This window comes from Streptosporangium nondiastaticum, from assembly GCF_003011965.1.
In the GTDB taxonomy this organism is placed as follows: Bacteria; Actinomycetota; Actinomycetes; order Streptomycetales; family Streptomycetaceae; genus Streptomyces; species Streptomyces nondiastaticus.
The window spans coordinates 1-20,938 of sequence record NZ_PXWG01000053.1 but is presented as its reverse complement, the minus strand read 5'-3'; the positions used below and the strand labels follow the sequence as shown (position 1 = coordinate 20,938).

The following is a 20,938-nucleotide window of genomic DNA, read 5'->3' as shown; positions in this document are numbered from 1 at the left end:
CCGCGACCGCCAGGCCCGCCCGCGGCGGCTCAGCCCCGTATCGCCGGAGCCTGTGCCGGAGCCGGCACCGGCTCCAGAGCCGACACCTGCGCCAGGTAGGCCCGTACGTCCGCCGCTTCATCCGTGGCCAGCCCCACATAGCCGTCAGGCCGGACCAGGAACAGCCCCGTGCCGTACGCGGCCTTGGCGTGCCCGCTGACGTCGACCAGATCGGGCGCGGGCCCGCCCACCCGGTACACGCGCACCCACTCCACGTCCGCCACCGCCGCCGCGGCCGGCCCGCCCACGGCCTCCGACCCGGTGAGGTCCAGCAGGGTGAAGTGAGGGCCCCGGAAGGCGTCGAAGAGGCTGAAGGGTGCGCCCGAGGCGTCGGTGCAGGGCGCGTCGGGCGCCCGGTCACCCGCCCGCAGCCCGTCCTCCGGCAGATCCCGGCGCAGCTCGCGGGCCAGCGGGCCCGTGCGGTAGTTGAGGGTGAGCTGGTGGGTCTCCTTGCCGCGCCGCGACATGCCCCGCTCGAAGCCGACGCTGCGGTCCTGCCCGTGGACGCGGGTGCTCAGCTCCAGCACGTCGGCGGCCACCTGCGTGCGCTCGGCGTCGTACGTGTCGAGCAGGGCGTCCGGCGCGCCGTGCCGCAGGACGGCGCCGAGCTTCCAGCCGAGGTTGTAGGCGTCCTGCAGGCTGGTGTTGAGGCCCTGCCCGCCGGCGGGGGAGTGGATGTGCGCGGCGTCCCCGGCGAGGAGGACCCGGCCGGTGCGGAAGCGCGCGGCCATGCCGGCCTTCGGCTGGAACGCCGACGCCCAGATGACCTCCTCGGGCACCAGGCCGGTGAGCCCCGTGCGCTCGGTGATGAGCCGGGCCAGGGCCTCCGGCGTGGCGTCGCGCGCCGGGTCCGGCACGTACGCCGTGTCCGACCAGAAGGCCATGATCTGGATGGTGTCCGTCCTGAGCTCCAGCGGGCGCAGGCCGAAGAGACCGCCGGGGGCGGTGGTCCACATGTGCCAGTGGTCGCGGTCGACGCCCGCGCGCTCGAAGCCGCTCATCCGCACGTCGGCGATCAGCGCGTGGCGCTGGTCGACGACGTCGACCTCGAAGGGCACGCCGAGCGCCTTCCGCACGGCGCTGCGCCCGCCGTCCGACGCGACGAGATAGCCGGCCCGGACCGTCTCCACCGTGCCGTCGGCGTGCCGCAGCTCGGCCGTGACGCCGTCCTCGTCCTGCGTGAAGCCCGTGAGGCCGGTGTTGAAGTCCACCCGGCCGCCCAGCTCTTCGAGGCGCTCGTACAGCACCTCCACCGTGCGCCACTGGGGGCACATCAGCGCATCCGGGTAGGGCGTGCCGGGCGAGCGTTCGCCGGGCTCGACGAGGGGCCACACGGCCCCGCGCTCGGTGCCTTCCCAGGACTGCATGGGCGGGATGGGCCCGGCCGAGGCGAGCAGGGCCGCTATGGCCCCGAGGTCGTCCATCACTTCCAGGCTGCGGGGCTGAACGCCCGTGCCGCGCGAGCCGGGGAAGCCGCGCGCTTCCTGCTCGACGAGGCGGTGGCGGATGCCGCGCCGGGTGAGGTCGATGGCGAGGACGAGGCCGGTGGGGCCGGCGCCGGCGATGAGCACTTCGACGTCCGGCGCCGAAGCCGGGCCCGAGGCGGGCAAGGCGGCGGAGTTCGGTGCGGTGATGTCCAGTGCGGCAGTAGTGGTCGGTGCTGCTGCAGTGTTCACGAGATCCCCCTTAACGTTGTTAAGTTCGCGCTGCCCCCAGACTGAACTGAACACCGTTAAGCTGTCAAGGTGGCAACTCGCATCGACCGCGCCCAAGTGGCCGAAACCGCACTCGACCTGCTCAACGAGGTGGGCCTCGAAGGCCTGACCCTGCGCAGGATCGCCAAGGAGCTGGGCGTCCAGGCCCCGGCGCTCTACTGGCACTTCAAGAACAAGCAGGAGCTGCTCGACGAGGTCGCGACGGAGATGTTCCGCCGCATGGCCGAGCCGCTGTCGGCCGTCGACAGCAGCACCTGGCAGTCGTGCCTGGCCGGATCGGCCCGCGTGATGCGCCGCTTCCTGCTCGGCTACCGCGACGGCGCCAAGGTCTTCGGGGGCACGCGTCTGACCGGCCGCAGCTACGCCGGGCCGGTCGAGGAGATGATGGAGAGGATCGTGGCGGCGGGCTTCACGCCGAGCACCGCCGCCCGCGCCTGGTTCACCGTCAACACGTACACGATGGGGTACGTGATGGAGGAGCAGTCCGTGCACCCGGTGCCGGGCGGCGAGCGCGACCCCGCCTACGACCTGGAGGACCGCGCCGACCGCCTGAAGGGCTACCCCCTCGTCATAGCGGCCGGCGCGGAGTTCTTCGGCGAGATGGAGGCCGGCTTCGAGACCGGCCTGCACGCCGTCGTCGCCGGCATCGAGGCCACGCTGCTAACGCCGGGCGCCGCCGGGGTCGAGTGACCTGCGCAGGAGCGGCGTCAGCCGCCGCTCCACGAAGCGGTGCAGGAGCCAGGCCAGGCCCAGCATCAGGGCGATGGTCAGGCCGAGCGTCGCGTACGAGGGGATGCCCAGGCCACGGTGCAGGGCGCCGATCACGACCCACCCCAGGTGCTCGTGCACCAGGTAGAACGGGTACGTGAGCGCGCCCGCGAGCGTCAGCCAACGCCAGTTCATCCAGCTCGCCCTGCCCAGGGCGACGGCCGCCACCGCCGCGTACCCGAGCGCCACGACGGCCACGATCACGTACGGGGAGCGGTACGAGAAGAAGTGCGGGTTCGGCACGTGCCACAGGCCCGCCACCGCGTAGTGCTGCCCCACGAGGAAGCTCACGGCCACGACGCCCCAGTGCAGGAGGTCGTTCCCGAAGCGGTGCACCAGATACAGGCCGATGCCGCCGATGAAGTACGACGAGTACTCCGGCATCACGACGACCCGCAGGAACTCCACGTGCGAGGCGGTCGTCACGACCGTCGCCAGCGTCCACACCGCGCAGAACATCAGCACGCGGCGCCGGGTCGCGCCCGGCAGCACGACGAACAGCGCGAAGAGGGCGTAGAAGCGCAGCTCGGCCCAGAGCGTCCAGCACACGCCGAGCACGCGCTGGGCGCCCACCGGCTGCTGCAGCATGGTCAGGTTCACGAGCGTGTCGCTGAACGACACCGTCTTGTAGCCCACCCACGGCAGCGCGAACGCCACGGTGACCAGCGCGATCGCCGCCCAGTAGGCGGGGTAGAGGCGGGCCGCGCGCGAGGCGAAGAACGAGCGCAGGGGGCGGCCCCAGCCGCTCATGCAGATCACGAAGCCGCTGATGACGAAGAAGATCTCGACGCCCAGGCAGCCGTACGCGAACGCGCCCGACAGGGTGGGGAATTCGTGCCGCGGCGAGACGCCCCACGCGCGGCTCACGTCGCCGTCCCGGCCGCCGTAGTGGTAGAACGCCACCATCAGGGCGGCGACCAGGCGCAGGGCGTCCAGCGCGCGGAGGCGGCTGCCGCCGTGGGGGCTCTGTAAGGGTGCGGGTTGCTCGGGGAGCGCTTTGCGGCGCGGCCGGGGGAGGGTCGGGGCGGTCATGAGTTCACCATTGCCTTGGCCGGCGCCTTCGCCTTGGTTAGGCGCCGCTGCAGCGCCCGTGCCCGCCGGGCGACCCTGCGGACGGCCGCGTTGCGCGGCAGGAACGACAGCTGCGACGGGATTCCGCCGGGGAGGGCGAGGGCGGTGAGACGGCGGCGCTTGAAGTAGCGGCGGGTGCGGGGGGTGAGGTGGGTGCGGAGGTAGTCTTCTGCGGCCTCGCGCAGGTGCGGGTAGATCTGGGGCTGCATCGCGAAGCCGACCGCGGCCAGGAGGCCGGTGAGGTCCGCTTCGGGCTCGGGGTCCTGAGCGCTTGCGCTCAGCTCCGGCAGCCACGCATCCACCAAGGTCACCGGCACCCTGTTGCTGTTCTGGTACGGGCTCAGCCGTTCCAGCAGCAGGTCCGTGCCTGTGCGAGCCGCCTGCAAGCCGTAGAACGTCCTCGCCGTCACCAGCGCCGTCGAGAAGCAGCCGGCCACCAGTGACGGGCGCAGCCGCTGGTAGGCCACCTCCGCCAGGACCGGCGTGTCGAGGACCGTCAGGGTGACGCCGAGCCGCTCCGCCTCCTCCTCCAGCATCCGCGACCAGCGGGCCGGTGCGGCGGGGTGCGGTTTGAAGACGAGTGCGCGGTGGCCGCGCCCGGCCGCCCCGCGCAGCATCCGTACGTGCAGCTGCTCCTCCTCCTCGGGGGTGAGGATGTCGAGCGCCGACAAGTACTGGCCGAGGAGGAGCGCCGCGCCCGCGGGAGCGTCCAGGGCCGGAGCGTCCTCGGCGAGTTCGGCCAGCACCTTGGTGAAGGCCTCCGTGGGGACGATCTCCTGCGCGACGCCGAACTCCGTGAGCAGCAGCGGCCGGAGCCCGGGCACGAGGTCCAGGTGGAGCAGCCGGCCGGCGCGCGTGCCGATCAGCGGGTCGAGCTTGTTGCGGGTGGGGCCGTAGCTCATGAGACCGTCGGCGTAGACGTCGAGCGGGGCGTCGGCGAAGCACTGGGCGATCGCGCCCGCCGGGCTGACCTGGATGGATTCGACGACGAGCGACACGTCGTCGTCGCCCAGGCCCCAGAGCAGCCTCAGGTGCCGCTCCCACAAGGGCGCGTCGTCGGGGCGGGGCGACCAGCCGGACGGGTGGAAGGGGCGGATCGCGTCGTTCCAGGACAGGACGCCGTCGAAGCGGGTGCGCAGCCGCGTGAAGCCGGGCGCCTCGTCGAGGGCCGGGGTGGTCTCCGGGACGGCGGCGGTGTTGGCGACGAGCAGCAGCCTGCGGTCGGCGGGGGCGAAGCAGCCGGCGTCCAGGGCGGCGGTGAGCGTCGCGGCGCCGTACAGCGTGGACGCGAGGAAGATCTGCGTGCGGCGGCGAGCGGGAGGCGGCGGGACGGGCATCAGGCGGCCACCCCGGCAGCGCCCGCGGCCCCGGCCGGCCGCCGCCTCAGCCTGCGCAGGAGGACCGCGCGGTCGTAGTCCATGGAATTCACGGCGTCCTTGACGAGTTCCGGTGGCAGCCGGCGCAGTGCGCCCGCGCTCTTCGCCCGCAATGCGCGGGCCACCTGCGGCTCAAAGCGTTCGATATTCGAGAGGTGGTGGGCAATGATTGCGCAATACGTTCGAACGGCTTTCGGGAGGAATTCCGCGGCATTGCGGTCGAGGGCCGTCTCCTCGATGACCTGATCGAATGCGCGCAGGAAATCGAGCTGCCGTACGTCCCCGATCTGGGTGAGCGAAGTCGCGATCCCGCGCCGGTAGAAGACGCCCAGCAGCCCGGCCACCGCGAAAGTGCGCGCCTCGCGGTGCAGCCGCCAGATCCACGGCCGGTCCTCCGCCGTCCGCAGGCCGTCCCGGAAGTGCAGCAGGCCCTCGTCCAGCAGCCGCCGGTGATAGATCCCCGCCCACGCGTACGGGTAGTCGACGGACGTCGAGCGGTCCGCCGGCAGGATCGCGCCGCGCGGGTCCAGGACCACCCCGCGGCGGCCGTGCGGCACGCGCTGCACGGTGCGGGTGCGGCCCGTGCACTGCACGTGGTCCGTGCGGACGAAGTCCACGGCCAGCTCCTCGATGTACGCGACGAGCCGGTCGTAGTAGCCGGGCGCCAGCCAGTCGTCGCCGTCCAGGAAGGTCAGGTACTCGCCGCGCGCCGCGCCGAGCCCGGTGTTGCGGGCGGTGGCGAGGCCGCCGTTGTGCTCGTGGCGGACGACGACGGCCCCCGGCAGCTCGCGCCCGGCGCGCTCCAGCAGCGCAGGCGTGCCATCGGTCGAACAGTCGTCCACGAGAATGAATTCGAAATCCTCACGGGCGTTCGCCCGCAAGCTTCTCAGTACGTCGGGCGCAAAGGTCTGAACATTGAAGAACGGGACGATGACGGAGAGCTTGACCACCCCGGCGACATTAGGCGGCCCCCCGGCATTCGTCTTGTCCGCGGGCGGGCGCGGAGGTGAACGAAGCGCGGCGGAATGATGAACCCGCCCCGCCGCCGGGCCGATTCGCCGATCGTCGGTGTGCTGTTTACCGGCTGTTGCCCTCGCGTTGGGCAACGAAACGGAATGGATTTCTATCGTCGGCGACGTGCCATCACGTACGCCATCACGTACCGGACCCCCGCTGCGGATCGCCGTCCTCGCCGACTCCGACACCCGGTGGAAATGGGGCGCGCTCACCGCGCACCGGCTCGCCCCGGGCGCCCGGCTCGACGGCCGCCTCCTGCGGGGCCGCGCGACCCCCACCGCCCGCCAGCTCGGCGAGGTGGGCGTGCCCGCGGCGGAGATCACCGAGGTCACCGGGACCGAGTTCGTGCGCACCGCCGGCCGCGACCGGTACGACGTCGTGGTCCTCGCCTGCGTCGGCGGCGCCGTCCAGGCCGTGCTGCACGGGCTCGCCGCCGCCTGGGAAGGCGCGCCCTCCAGGCCGGTCGTGGTGACCGGCTACGTGGGCGTCGTCTACGAGAAGCTCGCCGACGGGCTGCTGCTGCGCCACGGCGCGGACGTCGTCCTCGCCAACTCTCCTGACGACGCGGCCCGTTTCCGCGCCGTCTACGAGGGAGCGGGCGCCGGTGCGGACTGCGTGACCGAGTGGGCGCTGCCGTTCCTCGGCGAGCGCCGCACCGGTCCGCCGGACGGGCAAGTCCACCCGTACACCGTCGTGTTCGCCGCTCAGCCCTCCGTTCCCGAGAGCCGTGCCGACCGCGGTTACCTGCTCCGCCGTGCCGCCGCGCACGCCCGCGCGCACCCGGACCGCGACGTGCTCATCAAACTGCGCAGCAAGCCCGGAGAGCACACCACGCACATCGAGGAACTCCCGTACCAGAAGCTGGCCGCACGCCTGCCCGGCGGGCTGCCGCCCAACTGCCGCCTCGTCTACGGGCACATGGGCGAGGTCCTCGACCGCACGGACCTCCTCGTCACCGTCAGTTCCACCGCGGCCCTGGAGTCCCTCCACCGCGCCATCCCCACGGCCGTGCTCACCGACCTCGGCATCCGCGAGGCCCTCGGCAACCACCACTTCCTCGGCTCGGGCTGCCTCGCCTCCTGGGACCAGCTCGACGCCGGCCACGTGCCCGAGGCCGACCCGGAGTGGGCCGCCCGCCACGGCGTGCCCGCCGACGGCTCCGGCGAGGCCGTCTTCGCCGCCGCCCGGCAGCGCGTCGCCGCCCTCGCCGCCCGGCCCTGCCTCCCCCCGCTCGCCCCCTACTACACGCCCGCCACCGCACCCGGCTACCTCCCCGCCGTCCTCGCCCGCCACGGCCTCGACCACCGGGGCCGTCCCCTTCCCGGCCGGGCGGGGACTCCCCGCGAGGAGAGCGCCCTCCGGCGCGCGGGCCGCGCCGCCCTGCGCGACGCGGCCCGCGGCGCCTACCGCCACGGCGTCCAGCGGGTCGCGCCGCTGATCCGCCGCGTGGGGGAGCTGTGACCGTCCCTACGGCGTCCGGTCCCCGGAAGAGCGCCGCCGGAGCCCGGTCCGGCACCGCCGGAATCCGCCGCGCCGGCCGCTCGCCGTCGCGGCGGAGAGAAGTGCCCGGCGCCGCCGGGATGCCGCCCCCGAACCCCCGCGAACCCAAGGAGCCCGCCATGCGAGCCGCCCAGGCCGCCCAGGCCACCCCGGCCGAACCGGTTGACCAGGTCTCCCCGGCCGTCCTGGCCGTCATCCCCGCCCGCGGCGGGTCCAAGGGCGTGCCCGCGAAGAACCTCGCCCCCATCGGCGGCGTGCCCCTCGTGGCCCGCGCCGTCCGCGAGTGCCGCGCCGCCCGCCTCGTCACCGACGTCGTCGTCTCCACCGACGACCCCGGCATCGCCGCCACCGCGCGCGGCGCCGGAGCCGTCGTCGTCCAGCGCCCCGCCGCCATCGCGGGGGACACCGCCACCAGCGAGGCGGCCGTGCTGCACGCGATGGACGCGTACGAGGCGATGCACGGCACCGCAGTGGGCACGGTCCTGCTGGTGCAGTGCACGAGCCCCTTCCTCACCAGCGGTGACGTCGACGGCGTCGCCGAGGCCGTCGTCGAGGGCGGCGCCGACAGCGCCCTGACCGTCGCCCCCTTCCACGGCTTCGTCTGGCGGGAGGGCGCCGCGGAGGACTCCGCGGCCCACGGCGTCAACCACGACAAGAGCCGCCGCCCCCGTCGCCAGGACCGCCCCCAGGACCTCCTGGAGACCGGCGCCGCCTACGCCATGCGCGCCGACGGCTTCCGCGCCGCCCGGCACCGCTTCTTCGGCCGCACCGAACTCGTCCGCACCGACGCCGCCCGCGTCCTGGAGGTCGACGACCCCCACGACCTGGCCCGCGCCCGCGCCCTCGCGCCCCTCCTCGACGGACCCGGCACCGCCGCGCTCCCCGCCCGCGCCGACGTCGACGCCGTCGTCATGGACTTCGACGGCACCCAGACCGACGACCGGGTCCTCATCGACGCCGACGGCCGCGAACTCGTCGCCGTCCACCGCGGCGACGGCCTCGGCGTCGCCGCCCTGCGCCGCGCCGGGCTCGCCCTGCTGATCCTCTCCACCGAGGAGAACGCCGTCGTCGCCGCGCGCGGCCGCAAGCTGCGCGTGCCCGTCCTGCACGGCGTCGACCGCAAGGACCGCGCGCTCAAGCAGTGGTGCGAAGAGCAGGGCATCGCCCCCGACCGCGTGCTCTACGTCGGCAACGACGTCAACGACCTGGGCTGCCTCGGGCTCGTCGGCTGGCCCGTGGCGGTCGCCGACGCCCACGACGCCGTCCGCGGCGCCGCCCGGGCCGTGACCTCCGCGCCCGGCGGCAGCGGCGCCCTCCGCGAGATCGCCTCCTGGCTCCTGGGGCCGGCCCTGACCACCCCTTGAGCCGACGGGGCCGAAGCCGCCCGGCCCCAGGCCCGAGCCCCGGCCCCCACCCGAGCCCCCGGCCCCCGCCCCGAGCCCCGAGCCCCACCACCGTCCCCGTACCGCGAAGGAAACCGCCCCGTATGAATTCCGTGCACGCCGCCCCGTACGCCCCGGTCCGGGCCCTCGGCCGCAAGCTCGCCGGCCCCGGACACCCCGTCTACGTCACCGGCGAGATCGGCATCAACCACAACGGCGACCTCGCCAACGCCTTCGCCCTCATCGACGCCGCCGCCGACGCCGGGTGCGACGCCGTCAAGTTCCAGAAGCGCACCCCCGAGATCTGCACGCCCCGCGATCAGTGGGACATCGAGCGCGACACGCCCTGGGGCCGGATGCGCTACATCGACTACCGCCACCGGGTGGAGTTCGGCGAGGACGAGTACCGCGCCATCGACGCCCACTGCCGCGAGCGCGGCATCGACTGGTTCGCCTCGCCCTGGGACACCGAGGCCGTCGCCTTCCTGGAGAAGTTCGACGTCCCCGCCCACAAGGTCGCCTCCGCCTCCCTCACCGACGACGAGCTGCTGCGCGCCCTGCGCGCCACCGGCCGCACGGTGATCCTCTCCACCGGCATGTCCACCCCGAAGCAGATCCGGCACGCCGTCGAGGTGCTCGGCAGCGAGAACATCCTGCTCTGCCACGCCACCTCCACGTACCCGGCCAAGGCCGCCGAGCTCAACCTCCGCGTGATCCACACCCTCCGCGCCGAGTACCCCAACGTGCCCATCGGCTACTCCGGCCACGAGACCGGCCTGCAGACCACCCTCGCCGCCGTCGCCCTCGGCGCCGCCTTCGTCGAGCGCCACATCACCCTCGACCGCGCCATGTGGGGCTCCGACCAGGCCGCCTCCGTCGAGCCGGGCGGCCTGCAGCGGCTCGTGCGCGACATCCGCGTCGTCGAGGAGTCCCTCGGCGACGGCGTGAAGCGCGTCTACGACAGCGAGCTCGGCCCGATGCGCAAGCTGCGCCGGGTCGCGGGCGTCGTCGCCGAGGCCGGCGACCGCGAACCGGTCACGGCCTGACGGGCGGACACGTGACCCCGAGCGCCGCCGGGGGCGGCTGCCCGCCGCCGGAACCGGCCCCAGGCCCGCCACCGGCCCCACCCCCGGCCCCACCCCCGGGCCCCGCCCGCACCCTCGCCTTCGTCGAGAGCCCCGTCCAGCTCCTCAACGTCCTCGAATGGGCGTACGCGACGGGTGCGGACGGGCAGCAGGCCCGGACGACCTCCCACGGCCGCCGCCCCGGTGCGCCCGGACCGCCCCTGGCGTGCGCCGTGCCCCGGCAGCCCGGGCCGCGCGACCAGGACGCCGGACCCGGGCCGGGGGGCTCGGCCGTACGGCCCGAACCCAGCGGGCTCCTGGTGGTCGTGCTCGCGCCGCACGACCCGATGTCGCGGGGCCAGCTGCGCCGGATGGCCGAGCTGGCGCGGGACCAGGGGCACGAGGTGCGCTGGGAGGAGGCGCGGGGCGGGCCCACGGCGCCGGTGGCCACGGTCGGCGGCCTCGCGGGCCCGCTCCGCCGGGCGCGGCGGATCGTGATCGGGGACCCGTTCTCACGCTATGTCCAGCTGCTGCTGACGATCACCCGGGCCCGTGAGCTGGTCGTGGTCGACGACGGAACGGCCACCATGGAGTTCGTCGCCCAACTCGCGCGGGGTGAAAGCCTCGTACGGTGGCACCGGCGCGGCAGCCTGGGGGCGCGCGATCTGCTCTTCGCGCCGGTCTCTGCTTCAGCGCGCCGGATGCTGACGCCCAACGATCGCCGGAGCGTGGAGGTGTTCACCTCGTTCACTTCCCTCCCGGTGGAACCGCCACCCGGCGTACAGGTCAGGGCCAACGACTTCGCCTGGACGCGCGCCGCCTTCGGCCCGCCCCGGATCTCCCAGGGCACGGACCTCGTGGGAACGTCCCTGGTCGAGACCGGGGTCGTGGACCCAGGGCACTACCTCGGGGCCGTCGCGGCGCTGGCCCGCGCGCACGGCGCCACGCGCTACTTCGCCCACCGCCGCGAGAGCGCGGAGAAGCTGCGCCGCATAGCGGACCGGACGGGGCTGGAAGTCGTGCGCCCCGAACTGCCCCTGGAGATCGTGGCCCGCCGGGGGCCCGTCGGCCGCACCGTCCTCAGCTTCCCCTCGACCGTCGTGCACACGCTGCCGCTGGCCCTCGCGGGCACCGGGATCACCGTCGCGGTCTGCGACATCGACCCCGTATGGCTCACGGAGCGCGCCTCGCCGCGGGCCGAGGGCTTCCTGTCCGAGGTGACGGACACGGCCCGGGATGTGCGGCGACTTCCGGCCAGCCCCCTGAGCGCTCCCTGAGCCGTAAAGACTGGTCATACCCCTCAGATGCGCCATCCATGCGGCTGAACTTTTCTTGATCGGGGGGCAGTTGCCCGGGCGGGGGCTCTACTCTTCCCTGCGTGAACCATCTGATGCCTTGCGACGCCGGGACTGCCACTTCTCAGGGGACGGGCGAGGGGGTGCTCGCCGGTGCGCTCCCCCCGGGGCTGCGCGACGAACTCATCGCGTTCCGGCGGGATTTGCACATGCACCCCGAGCTGGGCAACCGGGAGTTCCGGACCACGGCGGCGGTCAAGGCGAGACTGCAGCGGGCCGGGCTCTCCCCGCGGACGCTGTCCACGGGCACCGGGCTGTTCTGCGACATCGGCCGGGAGCCGGGCGTGCCCGCCCGGCCGATGCTGGCGATCCGCGCCGATCTCGACGCGCTGCCCATCCCGGACACCAAGACGGTCCCGTACCGCTCGACCGTCCCCAGGATGGCCCACGCCTGCGGGCACGACGTGCACACGACCGCGGCCCTCGGCGCCGGTCTGGTCCTGGCCGACCTCGCCGAGCAGGGCCGGCTGCCCAACCCCGTCCGGCTGATCTTCCAGCCCGCCGAGGAGGTGCTGCCGGGCGGTGCCCTCGACGCCATCGAGTGCGGGGCCCTGGAGGGCGTCGGCAAGATCATCGCGGTGCACTGCGACCCGAAGGTCGAGGTCGGCCGCATCGGCCTGCGGGTCGGCCCCATCACCTCCGCGTGCGACCGGCTGGAGGTCACCCTGGCCGGCCCCGGCGGCCACACCGCCCGCCCGCACTTCACCACCGACCTGGTGACCGCCGCCGCCCGGATCGCCATCGACGTGCCCGCGGTGCTGGCCCGCCGGGTCGACGCCCGCTCGGGCCTCTCCCTCACCTGGGGCCGGATGGAGACGGGCCACGCGCCCAACGTGATCCCGCAGCACGCCGAGCTCTCCGGCACCGTCCGCTGCCTCGACCTGCACGCCTGGCGGGACGCCCCCGACCTGGTGCATGCCGCGATCGACGAGGTCGCGGCCCTCCACCGGGCCAAGTCAGAGATCAATTACGTCCGCGGGGTGCCCCCCGTGGTCAACGACGCCGACATCGCGGACCTGCTGCGCCGCGCGATGACCTCCCGCCGCGGCCCCGACTCCGTGGAGGACACCGAGCAGAGCCTGGGCGGCGAGGACTTCTCCTGGTACCTGGAGCGCGTGCCGGGGGCGATGGCCCGGCTGGGCGTCCGCCCCGTGGGCGATACGACCCGCCGCGACCTGCATTGCGGCGATTTCGACGTCGATGAGGGTTCCATCACCGCCGGAGTCGAACTCTTCACCGCCGCCGCATTGCTGGACGGCCACCGGGTTCAGCTGTAGCAAGCACCGGATTTGAGGGGCAGTGAGAGGAGTGGTGAGGGGAGCGGTGAGAGCGGAAGCGGGAGAGGCGGCGAGGAGCGTATTGCTTGCACAATGCCGTGCATATTGGCTTCGCTGATGCCGGGCCGGGCGTGGATCAAGCGTCGCAGGTCACGTTGTACGTAAAACCTGGCCGATTGGGGCCAGATCACGTTGTACGTAAAACCTATCCGGGGTCCGGATGGCAGATCCCAGGCGGGACTGGGCCGGATGTGTCTATCCAGGACGCAAACGGGTCAATAGTGGTTCGCCTCGATCCGATAACGGCTTTGTTCTACCCCTTTTCCCTCCATCTACGCGCGTTACGATTCCGGCGACCAGCGCCAAAGGAGGCGCTTCGAGTGAAGGGGCCCCTCGTGCGCCGGGTATCCACCATTGCTGTCGCGGGCATCAGCACCGCGGCTCTCGCATTCACCCTCACCGCCTGCGGCGAGTCGTCCACCGAGTCCGGTGGCGGCAGCGGCCAGGGCGTCGGTCTCGCCTTCGACGTCGGCGGCCGTGACGACCACTCCTTCAACGAGTCCGCCGCTCGCGGCCTGGACAAGGCCGAGAAGGAACTGGGCATCAAGAGCAAGATGATGACCGCCAAGAACGGCGAGACCGAGGCCGAGCGCGAGCAGCGCCTGAGCTCCCTCGCCGACAAGGGCTACAACCCGGTCATCGGCGTCGGCTTCAACTACGCGAAGTCGATCGAGAAGGTCGCCAAGGAGTTCCCGAAGACGAACTTCGCGATTGTCGACTCGGTCGTCCCGGGCGCCAACGTCGACAGCATCACCTTCGGTGAGCACGAGGGCTCCTACCTCGCGGGTGTCGCCGCCGCGCTGAAGTCCAAGACCGGCAAGGTCGGCTTCATCGGCGGTATGGACAACGAGCTGATCAAGAAGTTCCAGGCGGGCTTCGAGCAGGGCGCCAAGGAGACCAACTCGAAGGTCGAGGTCACCTCCGAGTACCTCGGCAGCACCGACAAGGGCTTCAACGACCCGGCGGCCGCCAAGGACAAGGCCAAGGGCATGCTCGACCGCGGCATCGACGTGATCTACACGGCGGCCGGCCTCTCCGGCAACGGCTCCATCGAGGCCGTCGCGGGCCAGAAGGACGCCTGGGCCATCGGTGTCGACTCCGACCAGTACCAGCAGCCGGGTCTGGAGAAGTACAAGGACCACATCCTCACCTCGGTCGTGAAGAACGTGGACGTGGCGGTCTTCGACATGATCAAGAGCGTCAAGGACGGCAAGCCGCTCACCGGCACGCACCCCTACCTGCTCAAGGACAACGGCGTCTCGCTGGCCACCTCGGGCGGCTTCATCGACGACATCAAGGCGAAGATCGAGGAAGCGAAGAAGAACATCGTGGACGGCAAGGTCAAGGTCAATTCCACGGTCAAGTAAGCCCCTGCCGGTCGCCTGACCGGCGCCTTCCGGCCGGTCCGCGTGACCGGCCGGACCCGCAAGGCCCCTCGGGCCCGGCGCGAGAGAGGACCTCTCCGCCGGGCCCGTACACACGCCCCCGGCCCCCGGCCGGGGGCACTGCGGCCAACGCTACGCGCGTAGCGTGCCATTGACGCGTGTAGCGTCGCCCCCGCCCCAACGGAGCTCGACCCGGTCCCCGCCCGGGCGGTTCCGCTTCTTCCTCCCGCTCCCTTCCCCGAGGAGAGTGCGCCATCAAAGCGTCCACCAGTACCGAAGCCGAAGGTACGCAGGCCCCCGCAGTAGAACTCGAGGGCATCACCAAGCGGTTCCCCGGTGTCGTGGCCAACCACGACATCCGCCTCACGGTCCGCCGCGGCACCGTCCACGCCCTCTGCGGCGAGAACGGGGCCGGCAAGTCGACCCTGATGAAGATCCTCTACGGCATGCAGAAGCCGGACGAGGGCACGATCACGCTCGACGGCGAGCAGGTCACCCTGCACAGCCCGGGCGACGCCATCGCGCGCGGCATCGGCATGGTGCACCAGCACTTCATGCTCGCCGACAACCTCACCGTCCTGGAGAACGTCGTCCTGGGCGCCGAGAAGCTGCACGGCATCGGCGGCAAGGCCCGCGCGAAGATCAAGGAGATCTCCGACGCGTACGGCCTGGCCGTCCGCCCCGACGCCCTCGTCGAGGACCTCGGCGTCGCCGACCGCCAGCGCGTGGAGATCCTCAAGGTCCTCTACCGCGGCGCCCGCACGCTGATCCTCGACGAGCCGACCGCCGTCCTGGTCCCGCAGGAGGTCGACGCGCTCTTCGGCAACCTGCGCGAGCTCAAGTCCGAGGGCCTCACGGTCATCTTCATCTCGCACAAGCTCGGCGAGGTGCTGTCCGTCGCCGACGACATCACCGTCATCCGGCGCGGCACCACCGTCGGCACCGCGGTCCCCAGCGAGACCACCCCCAAGCAGCTCGCCGAGCTGATGGTCGGCAGCGAGCTGCCCTCGCCGGAGACCCGCGAGTCGACGGTCACCGACGTCGAGATGCTGAAGGTGGACGGGCTGCACCTGTCGGCGACCGACCCCGACGGCGTCGTCCGCGCGGTCCTCGACGGCATCTCCCTGACCATCCACAAGGGCGAGGTCCTCGGCATCGCCGGTGTGGAGGGCAACGGCCAGGCGGAGCTCGTCGAGGCCATCATGGGCATGCGCGACCCCGACGGCGGCACGATCGTCCTCGACGGCACCGACATCAGCCACGCGCCGACCCGCAAGCGGCGCGAGGACGGCATCGGCTACGTCCCCGAGGACCGCCACCGGCACGGCCTGCTGCTGGAAGCCCCGCTGTGGGAGAACCGCATCCTCGGCCACGTCACCGAGAAGCCCAACAACAAGCGCGGCCTCCTCGACAACAAGGCCGCCCGCACCGACACCGAGCGCATCGTGCGCGAGTACGACGTGCGCACGCCCGGCATCGAGGTCACCGCGGCCTCCCTGTCCGGCGGCAACCAGCAGAAGCTGATCGTCGGCCGCGAGATGAGCCACGCGCCCAAGCTCCTCATCGCCGCGCACCCCACCCGGGGCGTGGACGTCGGCGCGCAGGCGCAGATCTGGGACCAGATCCGCGAGGCGCGCCGCGAGGGCCTGGCGGTGCTGCTGATCTCCGCCGACCTGGACGAGCTGATCGGGCTCTCCGACACCCTGCGGGTGATGTTCCGCGGCCGCCTGGTCGCCGACGCCGACCCCGCCACGATCACCCCGGAGGAGTTGGGCTCGGCCATGACCGGCGCCGCAACCGGCCACCTCGAACACACCGAGGAGACCGAAGAGACTGCGGAGACCGCCTCCGGCGGGGAGACCGCCAAGGGCGAGGAGTCCGCCGAAGGCGGAGCCGCCTCCGGCGAGGAGACCGCCTCCGGCGAAGACACCGCCAAGGGCAAGAAGAACGCCTCCGGTGAAGAGAGCGCCAAGGGCGACGACACCGCGGGGGAGGGTGACGAGAAGTGAAGAAGTTCGACAAGAACAAGGTGATCCTGGGCATCGCCGCCCCGCTCCTGGCCATCGTGGCCGCCATGGCGATCACCTCGATCATCATCGCCGCCACCGGCAAGGACCCGTTCCACGCCTACGAGGTGATGATCGACTTCGGCTCGAAGGCCGACAGCCAGGTCTGGATCATCAACAAGGCCACCCCGTACTACCTGTCCGCGCTGGCCGTCGCCATCGGCTTCCGGATGAACCTGTTCAACATCGGCGTCGACGGCCAGTACCGCATCGCGGCCTTCTTCGCCGCCGCCGTCGGCGGCGCGCTCACGCTGCCGGGCATCATCCAGATCCCGGTCATCATCATCGTCGCGATGCTGGTGGGCGCCCTCTGGTCGGGCATCGCCGGTCTGCTGAAGACCACCCGCGGCGTCAGCGAGGTGATCAGCACGATCATGCTGAACGCCATCGGCGCCTCGGTCATCGCCTACTTCCTGAAGGACGGCCGGCTCGCGGTGAAGGAGGGCAACCTCGTTCACACGCCCTACCTGCCCGACTCGGCGCACTTCTTCGAGATCCCGACCACGCCCAAGCCGATCTACGGCTTCGTGATCATCGCCGTGCTCGCCGGCTTCGCCTACTGGTTCGTGCTCGGCCGCACCCGCTTCGGCTTCGACCTGCGCACCGTGGGCCAGTCCGAGTCCGCCGCCCACGCCTCCGGCGTGAGCGTCAAGCGCATGGTGATCACCGCCATGCTGCTCTCCGGCGCCATGGCCGGCCTCGTCGGCATGCCGACCCTGCTCGGCGTCTCGTACAACTACGGCACCGACTTCCCCGCCGGCATCGGCTTCACCGGCATCGCCATCGCGCTCCTGGGCCGCAACCACCCCATCGGCATGGTGGCCGGCGCCCTGCTCTGGGGCTTCCTGGACCGCACCGGCACCCAGCTGGAGTTCGAGGGCTACGCCCAGGAGATCGTCGGAGTCATCCAGGGCGTCATCGTCCTGTGCGTCGTCATCGCCTATGAGCTCGTGCGCCGGTACGGCCTCAAGATGCAGCAGCGCAAGGTCGGCGAGGAGCTCGCCGCCCAGGCCCGTAAGAGCGAGAAGGCGGAGGTTTCCGCGTGAGTACGACCTTCACCGCCGCCCTCGCCGACCGGCTGAGCGGCAAGAACAAGGACAGCAAGGGCGGGCGCAAGCTCTCCTACCCCGTCGTCCTGCTGATCATCGCGGGGGCCCTGCTCCTGCTCTCCGTCCTGCGGATGATCACGGACGCCAATGACCTGACCTCCTCCGGTCAGTACAGCTCCGCTCTCGCCGCCGCCGTGCCGATCGGCCTGGCCGGTCTCGGCGGGCTGTGGGCCGAGCGCGCGGGCGTCGTCAACATCGGCCTCGAAGGCATGATGATGCTCGGCACCTTCTGCGCCGGCTGGATCGGCTGGCAGCACGGCCCGTGGGCCGCGGCGCTCGCCGGCGTCATCGGCGGCGCGGTCGGCGGCCTCGTGCACGCGGTCGCCACCGTCACCTTCGGCGTCGACCAGATCATCTCCGGTGTGGCCATGAACATCCTGGCCCTCGGCGTCACGCAGTACTTCGCCAAGCTGCTGTTCGGCGCGGAGGGCAGCGCGGCCCAGCAGGCGGGCGGCAACGACAAGCAGTCGCCCGTCATGGCCGACATGCCGAACTTCTCCATCCCGGGCCTGTCCGACTGGCTCGGCACCGTGGAGAAGCACCACTGGTTCCTCGTCTCCGACCTCGCCGGCATCGTCCGCGGCCTGGTCACCGACGTCTCCTGGCTGACGATCGTCGCCGTGCTGCTCTTCGCCGGCACCTTCTACGTGCTGTGGCGCTCCGCCTTCGGCCTGCGCCTGCGCTCCTGCGGCGAGAGCCCGGTGGCCGCCGAGTCCCTCGGCGTCAACGTCTACACGTACAAGTACGCGGCCGTGGTCGTCTCCGGCGCCCTCGCGGGCCTCGGCGGCGCGTTCCTCGCCATCGGCACGCACATGTACTCCGACGGCCAGACCGCCGGCCGCGGCTACATCGGTCTCGCGACCATGATCTCCGGCAACTGGCGGCCGGGCGGCGTGGCCATGAGCGCCGGCCTGTTCGGCTTCATGGACAGCCTCCAGCTGCGCTCCGGCGGCCCGACCGTCCACGCGCTGCTGCTGCTCCTGGCCGTGCTGCTGGTCGGCTTCGCCGCGTGGCGCCTGAAGGCCGGCAAGATGCGGGCCGCGGCCATCGCCGGTGTGATCGGCGCCCTGCTGGTCGTCTGGTACGTCACGACCGACACCGTGCCGCTGGAGCTCGTCGTGGCGACCCCGTACGTGGCGACGCTGCTCGTCCTGTCGGTGTCCTCGCAGCGCCTGCGGATGCCCAAGGCGAACGGCAAGCCCTACCGGAAGGGCCAAGGAAAGTGACCTCTTCCCCCAACTGGGAGGAGCTGCGCGGGAAGGCCCGGGACGCGATGTCCCGGGCCTACGCCCCGTACTCCGGCTTCCCCGTCGGCTCGGCGGCCCTCGTCGACGACGGCCGCATCGTCAGCGGCTGCAACGTGGAGAACGCCGCCTACGGCGTCGCCCTGTGCGCCGAGTGCGGCCTCGTCTCGGAGCTCGTCGCCTCCGGCGGCGGCCGGCTCGTGGCCTTCACCTGCTGCGACCGGCACGGCAACGTGCTCATGCCCTGCGGGCGCTGCCGGCAGCTGCTGTGGGAGCACGGCGGCCCGGAGCTGGCCGTCGACACGGCGACCGGCATCCGCCCGTTGGCGGAGCTCCTGCCCGATGCGTTTGGGCCCGCTGACCTGAATCGTTAAAGATGTCCCTAAGCGCCGGAGGGGTTGCTCTTGCAGCAGCCCCTCCGGGTCACTTTCCGGCCCCGGAAAGACCTGAGGACTACGAACTTAAGGAAAATGTGCTGATGGACGCCATTTCCGTGATCCGCGCCAAGCGCGACCGCGGTCGTCTGACCGACGAGCAGATCGACTGGATCATCGACGCGTACACGCGCGGTGAGGTCGCCGACGAGCAGATGTCCGCGCTCGCGATGGCCATCCTCCTCAACGGCATGGACCGTGCGGAGATCGCCCGCTGGACCGCCGCGATGATCAAGTCCGGCGAGCGCATGGACTTCTCCTCGCTGCCCGTCCCGACCTCGGACAAGCACTCCACGGGCGGCGTCGGCGACAAGATCACGCTGCCGCTGGCGCCCCTCGTCGCGGCGTGCGGCGCGGCCGTCCCGCAGCTGTCCGGCCGCGGCCTCGGCCACACCGGCGGCACGCTGGACAAGCTGGAGTCCATCCCCGGCTGGCGCGCGCTGCTCTCGAACGACGAGATGATGGACGTCCTGCGCAACGTCGGCTCCGTCATCTGCGCCGCGGGCGACGGCCTCGCCCCGGCCGACAAGAAGCTCTACGCCCTGCGCGACGTCACCGGCACGGTCGAGGCGATCCCGCTGATCGCGTCCTCCATCATGTCGAAGAAGATCGCCGAGGGTACGGGCTCGCTCGTCCTCGACGTGAAGGTCGGCTCCGGCGCCTTCATGAAGAACATCGAGGACGCGCGCGAGCTGGCGTCCACGATGGTGGGCCTGGGCACCGACCACGGCGTCAAGACCGTGGCCCTCCTGACGGACATGTCCACCCCGCTCGGCCTCACCGCCGGCAACGCCCTCGAGGTCCGCGAGTCCGTCGAGGTCCTCGCCGGCGGCGGCCCGGCCGACGTCGTCGAGCTCACCATCGCCCTGGCCCGCGAGATGCTCGACGCGGCCGGCATCAAGGACGCCGACCCGGCCAAGGCCCTGCGCGACGGCACCGCCATGGACCACTGGCGCCGCATGATCCAGGCCCAGGGCGGCGACCCCGACGCGGCGCTCCCGGTCGCCCGCGAGCAGCACGTGGTGACCGCGTCCGCGTCCGGCGTCCTCACCAAGCTCGACGCCTACGCCGTCGGCGTCTCCGCCTGGCGCCTCGGCGCGGGCCGCGCGCGCAAGGAGGACCCGGTGCAGTTCGGCGCGGGCATCGAGATGCACGCCAAGCCGGGCGAGAAGGTCACCGAGGGCCAGCCCCTCATGACCCTCCACACGGACACCCCCGAGAAGTTCGACTACGCGCTGAAGGCCCTGGAGGGCGGCGTGGAGATCGCCCCCGAGGGCACGGACTTCACGGCGAACCCGATCGTGCTGGACCGGATCGCGTAAGCGCCAGCTGTCTTACTCGTACGGGTGAACGGGACCGGTGGACCTCCGCCGGTCCCGTTCGGCATGCTGGGCTCGGTGATGTTCCGACAAAAGGAGACCGCCATGAGTGCACTCCCTCTCGACTACTCGCCGGGTTCCGACCCCGAGTGGGAGGAGCTCGTCCGTATCTGGCAGGAGACGGACGCGCCCGAGGGCTGCAAGGTGGAGATCATCGAGGGGATCATCACCGTGTCGCCCGCACCCGCCATCGATCACAACGACATCGCCGACATCATCCAACGCCGCCTGTACCAGGTGATCCCCGAGGACTGGGGCATCTACCAGACGCTGGGGACGTCCGTTCCCTCGCGCAGCGGCCTCTTCATCCCGGATATCGCGGTAGTACCCAAGGCTGTTCTGCGTGTGGAGTCCGACAATTTCGTTCCGGCGGCAGGTGCCGAGCTGATCGTCGAGATCACCTCGAAGACCAACGCAAACCATGACCGGATCAAGAAGGCTGCTGGTTACGCCCGGGCGATGGTGCCGCTCTATCTGCTGGTCGACCGATGGGCTCCGGGAGGCCCGACGATCACCCTCTACGGTGAGCCGAAGGACGATGTCTACCGTGTGCTGCACGCAGGGAAGTTCGGCGAGGATGTCGATCTTCCGGAGCCGTTTGACCTCACGATCATGACGGCGGCGTTCCCTGTCACCTGACAGCGCCACGGAACCCGAAGGGGGGCCGGTTCCCCGCCAGGACAGGTGGCGGGGAACC

Annotated in this window: 17 protein-coding genes; 13 read left to right on the top strand and 4 right to left on the bottom strand. The window is 71.9% G+C overall.

Going from position 1 to position 20,938, the window contains the following annotated elements:
- Positions 1–29: 29 nt before the first annotated feature.
- The gene (locus B7P34_RS19730; RefSeq protein WP_223268017.1) at positions 30–1,715 is read right to left on the bottom strand and encodes an FAD-dependent monooxygenase; all 1,686 of its coding nucleotides are present in this window, start codon (positions 1,713–1,715) and stop codon (positions 30–32) included.
- Positions 1,716–1,784: 69 nt separating this feature from the next.
- Here B7P34_RS19730 and B7P34_RS19725 point away from each other — a divergent pair, with 69 nt between their 5' ends.
- Positions 1,785–2,444 carry a TetR/AcrR family transcriptional regulator C-terminal domain-containing protein gene (locus tag B7P34_RS19725; RefSeq protein WP_106678210.1) on the top strand — a complete coding sequence of 220 codons (660 nt, stop codon included), beginning with the start codon at positions 1,785–1,787 and terminating at the stop codon, positions 2,442–2,444.
- On the opposite strand, the gene B7P34_RS19720 is transcribed toward B7P34_RS19725, so the two are convergent.
- From B7P34_RS19720 to B7P34_RS19710, 3 genes are read right to left on the bottom strand one after another with little or no spacing between them, the layout of a single operon-like run.
- Entirely contained in the window at positions 2,415–3,554 is a 1,140-nt protein-coding gene (locus B7P34_RS19720) for an acyltransferase family protein (RefSeq protein ID WP_106678208.1), read from the bottom strand. The genes B7P34_RS19725 and B7P34_RS19720 overlap by 30 nt on opposite strands.
- On the bottom strand, positions 3,551–4,930 hold the full coding sequence (locus B7P34_RS19715; protein WP_106678206.1) for a polysialyltransferase family glycosyltransferase: 1,380 nt from the start codon (positions 4,928–4,930) through the stop codon (positions 3,551–3,553). Before B7P34_RS19715 ends, B7P34_RS19720 begins: the two co-directional genes overlap by 4 nt.
- Positions 4,930–5,919 (bottom strand): glycosyltransferase family 2 protein, encoded by a 990-nt coding sequence (locus tag B7P34_RS19710; RefSeq protein WP_106678204.1) that lies wholly within the window; start codon positions 5,917–5,919, stop codon positions 4,930–4,932. The genes B7P34_RS19715 and B7P34_RS19710 overlap by 1 nt, the downstream gene beginning before the upstream one ends.
- 187 nt (positions 5,920–6,106) lie before the next feature.
- Between B7P34_RS19710 and B7P34_RS19705 the strand changes: the two genes are divergently transcribed.
- The 12 genes from B7P34_RS19705 (at position 6,107) to B7P34_RS19650 (ending at position 20,880) form a co-directional block, all read left to right on the top strand.
- Positions 6,107–7,447, top strand: a complete 1,341-nt coding sequence (locus tag B7P34_RS19705; RefSeq protein WP_223268016.1) for a DUF6716 putative glycosyltransferase — start codon at positions 6,107–6,109, stop codon at positions 7,445–7,447.
- Positions 7,448–7,605: 158 nt separating this feature from the next.
- Positions 7,606–8,850 carry an acylneuraminate cytidylyltransferase gene (locus tag B7P34_RS19700; protein ID WP_106678241.1) on the top strand — a complete coding sequence of 415 codons (1,245 nt, stop codon included), beginning with the start codon at positions 7,606–7,608 and terminating at the stop codon, positions 8,848–8,850.
- Between the two features lie 122 nt (positions 8,851–8,972).
- Positions 8,973–9,914 carry an N-acetylneuraminate synthase family protein gene (locus tag B7P34_RS19695; protein WP_106678201.1) on the top strand — a complete coding sequence of 314 codons (942 nt, stop codon included), beginning with the start codon at positions 8,973–8,975 and terminating at the stop codon, positions 9,912–9,914.
- A gap of 11 nt (positions 9,915–9,925) precedes the next feature.
- Positions 9,926–11,209: a hypothetical protein gene (locus B7P34_RS19690; protein ID WP_223268015.1), complete on the top strand. Its 1,284-nt coding sequence runs from the start codon at positions 9,926–9,928 to the stop codon at positions 11,207–11,209.
- 101 nt (positions 11,210–11,310) lie between these two features.
- Positions 11,311–12,564: an amidohydrolase gene (locus B7P34_RS19685; RefSeq protein ID WP_223268014.1), complete on the top strand. Its 1,254-nt coding sequence runs from the start codon at positions 11,311–11,313 to the stop codon at positions 12,562–12,564.
- Positions 12,565–12,959: 395 nt separating this feature from the next.
- Entirely contained in the window at positions 12,960–13,991 is a 1,032-nt protein-coding gene (locus B7P34_RS19680; RefSeq protein ID WP_106678239.1) for a BMP family lipoprotein, read from the top strand.
- Between the two features lie 272 nt (positions 13,992–14,263).
- Positions 14,264–16,018 carry an ABC transporter ATP-binding protein gene (locus B7P34_RS19675; protein WP_223268019.1) on the top strand — a complete coding sequence of 585 codons (1,755 nt, stop codon included), beginning with the start codon at positions 14,264–14,266 and terminating at the stop codon, positions 16,016–16,018.
- The gene (locus B7P34_RS19670) at positions 16,015–17,121 is read left to right on the top strand and encodes an ABC transporter permease (protein ID WP_106678197.1); all 1,107 of its coding nucleotides are present in this window, start codon (positions 16,015–16,017) and stop codon (positions 17,119–17,121) included. Before B7P34_RS19675 ends, B7P34_RS19670 begins: the two co-directional genes overlap by 4 nt.
- On the top strand, positions 17,118–18,410 hold the full coding sequence (locus B7P34_RS19665; protein WP_106678196.1) for an ABC transporter permease: 1,293 nt from the start codon (positions 17,118–17,120) through the stop codon (positions 18,408–18,410). The genes B7P34_RS19670 and B7P34_RS19665 overlap by 4 nt, the downstream gene beginning before the upstream one ends.
- Complete coding sequence (locus tag B7P34_RS19660; RefSeq protein ID WP_106678194.1) at positions 18,407–18,802, top strand: cytidine deaminase; 396 nt, start codon at positions 18,407–18,409, stop codon at positions 18,800–18,802. Before B7P34_RS19665 ends, B7P34_RS19660 begins: the two co-directional genes overlap by 4 nt.
- Positions 18,803–18,906: 104 nt before the next feature.
- The gene (locus tag B7P34_RS19655; protein ID WP_106678193.1) at positions 18,907–20,184 is read left to right on the top strand and encodes a thymidine phosphorylase; all 1,278 of its coding nucleotides are present in this window, start codon (positions 18,907–18,909) and stop codon (positions 20,182–20,184) included.
- Positions 20,185–20,286: 102 nt separating this feature from the next.
- A complete protein-coding gene (locus tag B7P34_RS19650) occupies positions 20,287–20,880 on the top strand; it encodes a Uma2 family endonuclease (protein ID WP_106678237.1) in 594 nt (197 codons plus the stop codon).
- Positions 20,881–20,938 lie beyond the last annotated feature (58 nt).

Bases quoted from the DNA above. Each gene is read 5' to 3' on its own strand.
- B7P34_RS19720 (WP_106678208.1), bottom strand. From the start codon at position 3,554: ATGACCGCCCCGACCCTCCCCCGGCCGCGCCGCAAAGCGCTCCCCGAG.
- B7P34_RS19715 (WP_106678206.1), bottom strand. From the start codon at position 4,930: ATGCCCGTCCCGCCGCCTCCCGCTCGCCGCCGCACGCAGATCTTCCTC.
- B7P34_RS19700 (WP_106678241.1), top strand. From the start codon at position 7,606: ATGCGAGCCGCCCAGGCCGCCCAGGCCACCCCGGCCGAACCGGTTGAC.
- B7P34_RS19695 (WP_106678201.1), top strand. From the start codon at position 8,973: ATGAATTCCGTGCACGCCGCCCCGTACGCCCCGGTCCGGGCCCTCGGC.
- B7P34_RS19655 (WP_106678193.1), top strand. From the start codon at position 18,907: ATGGACGCCATTTCCGTGATCCGCGCCAAGCGCGACCGCGGTCGTCTG.
- B7P34_RS19650 (WP_106678237.1), top strand. From the start codon at position 20,287: ATGAGTGCACTCCCTCTCGACTACTCGCCGGGTTCCGACCCCGAGTGG.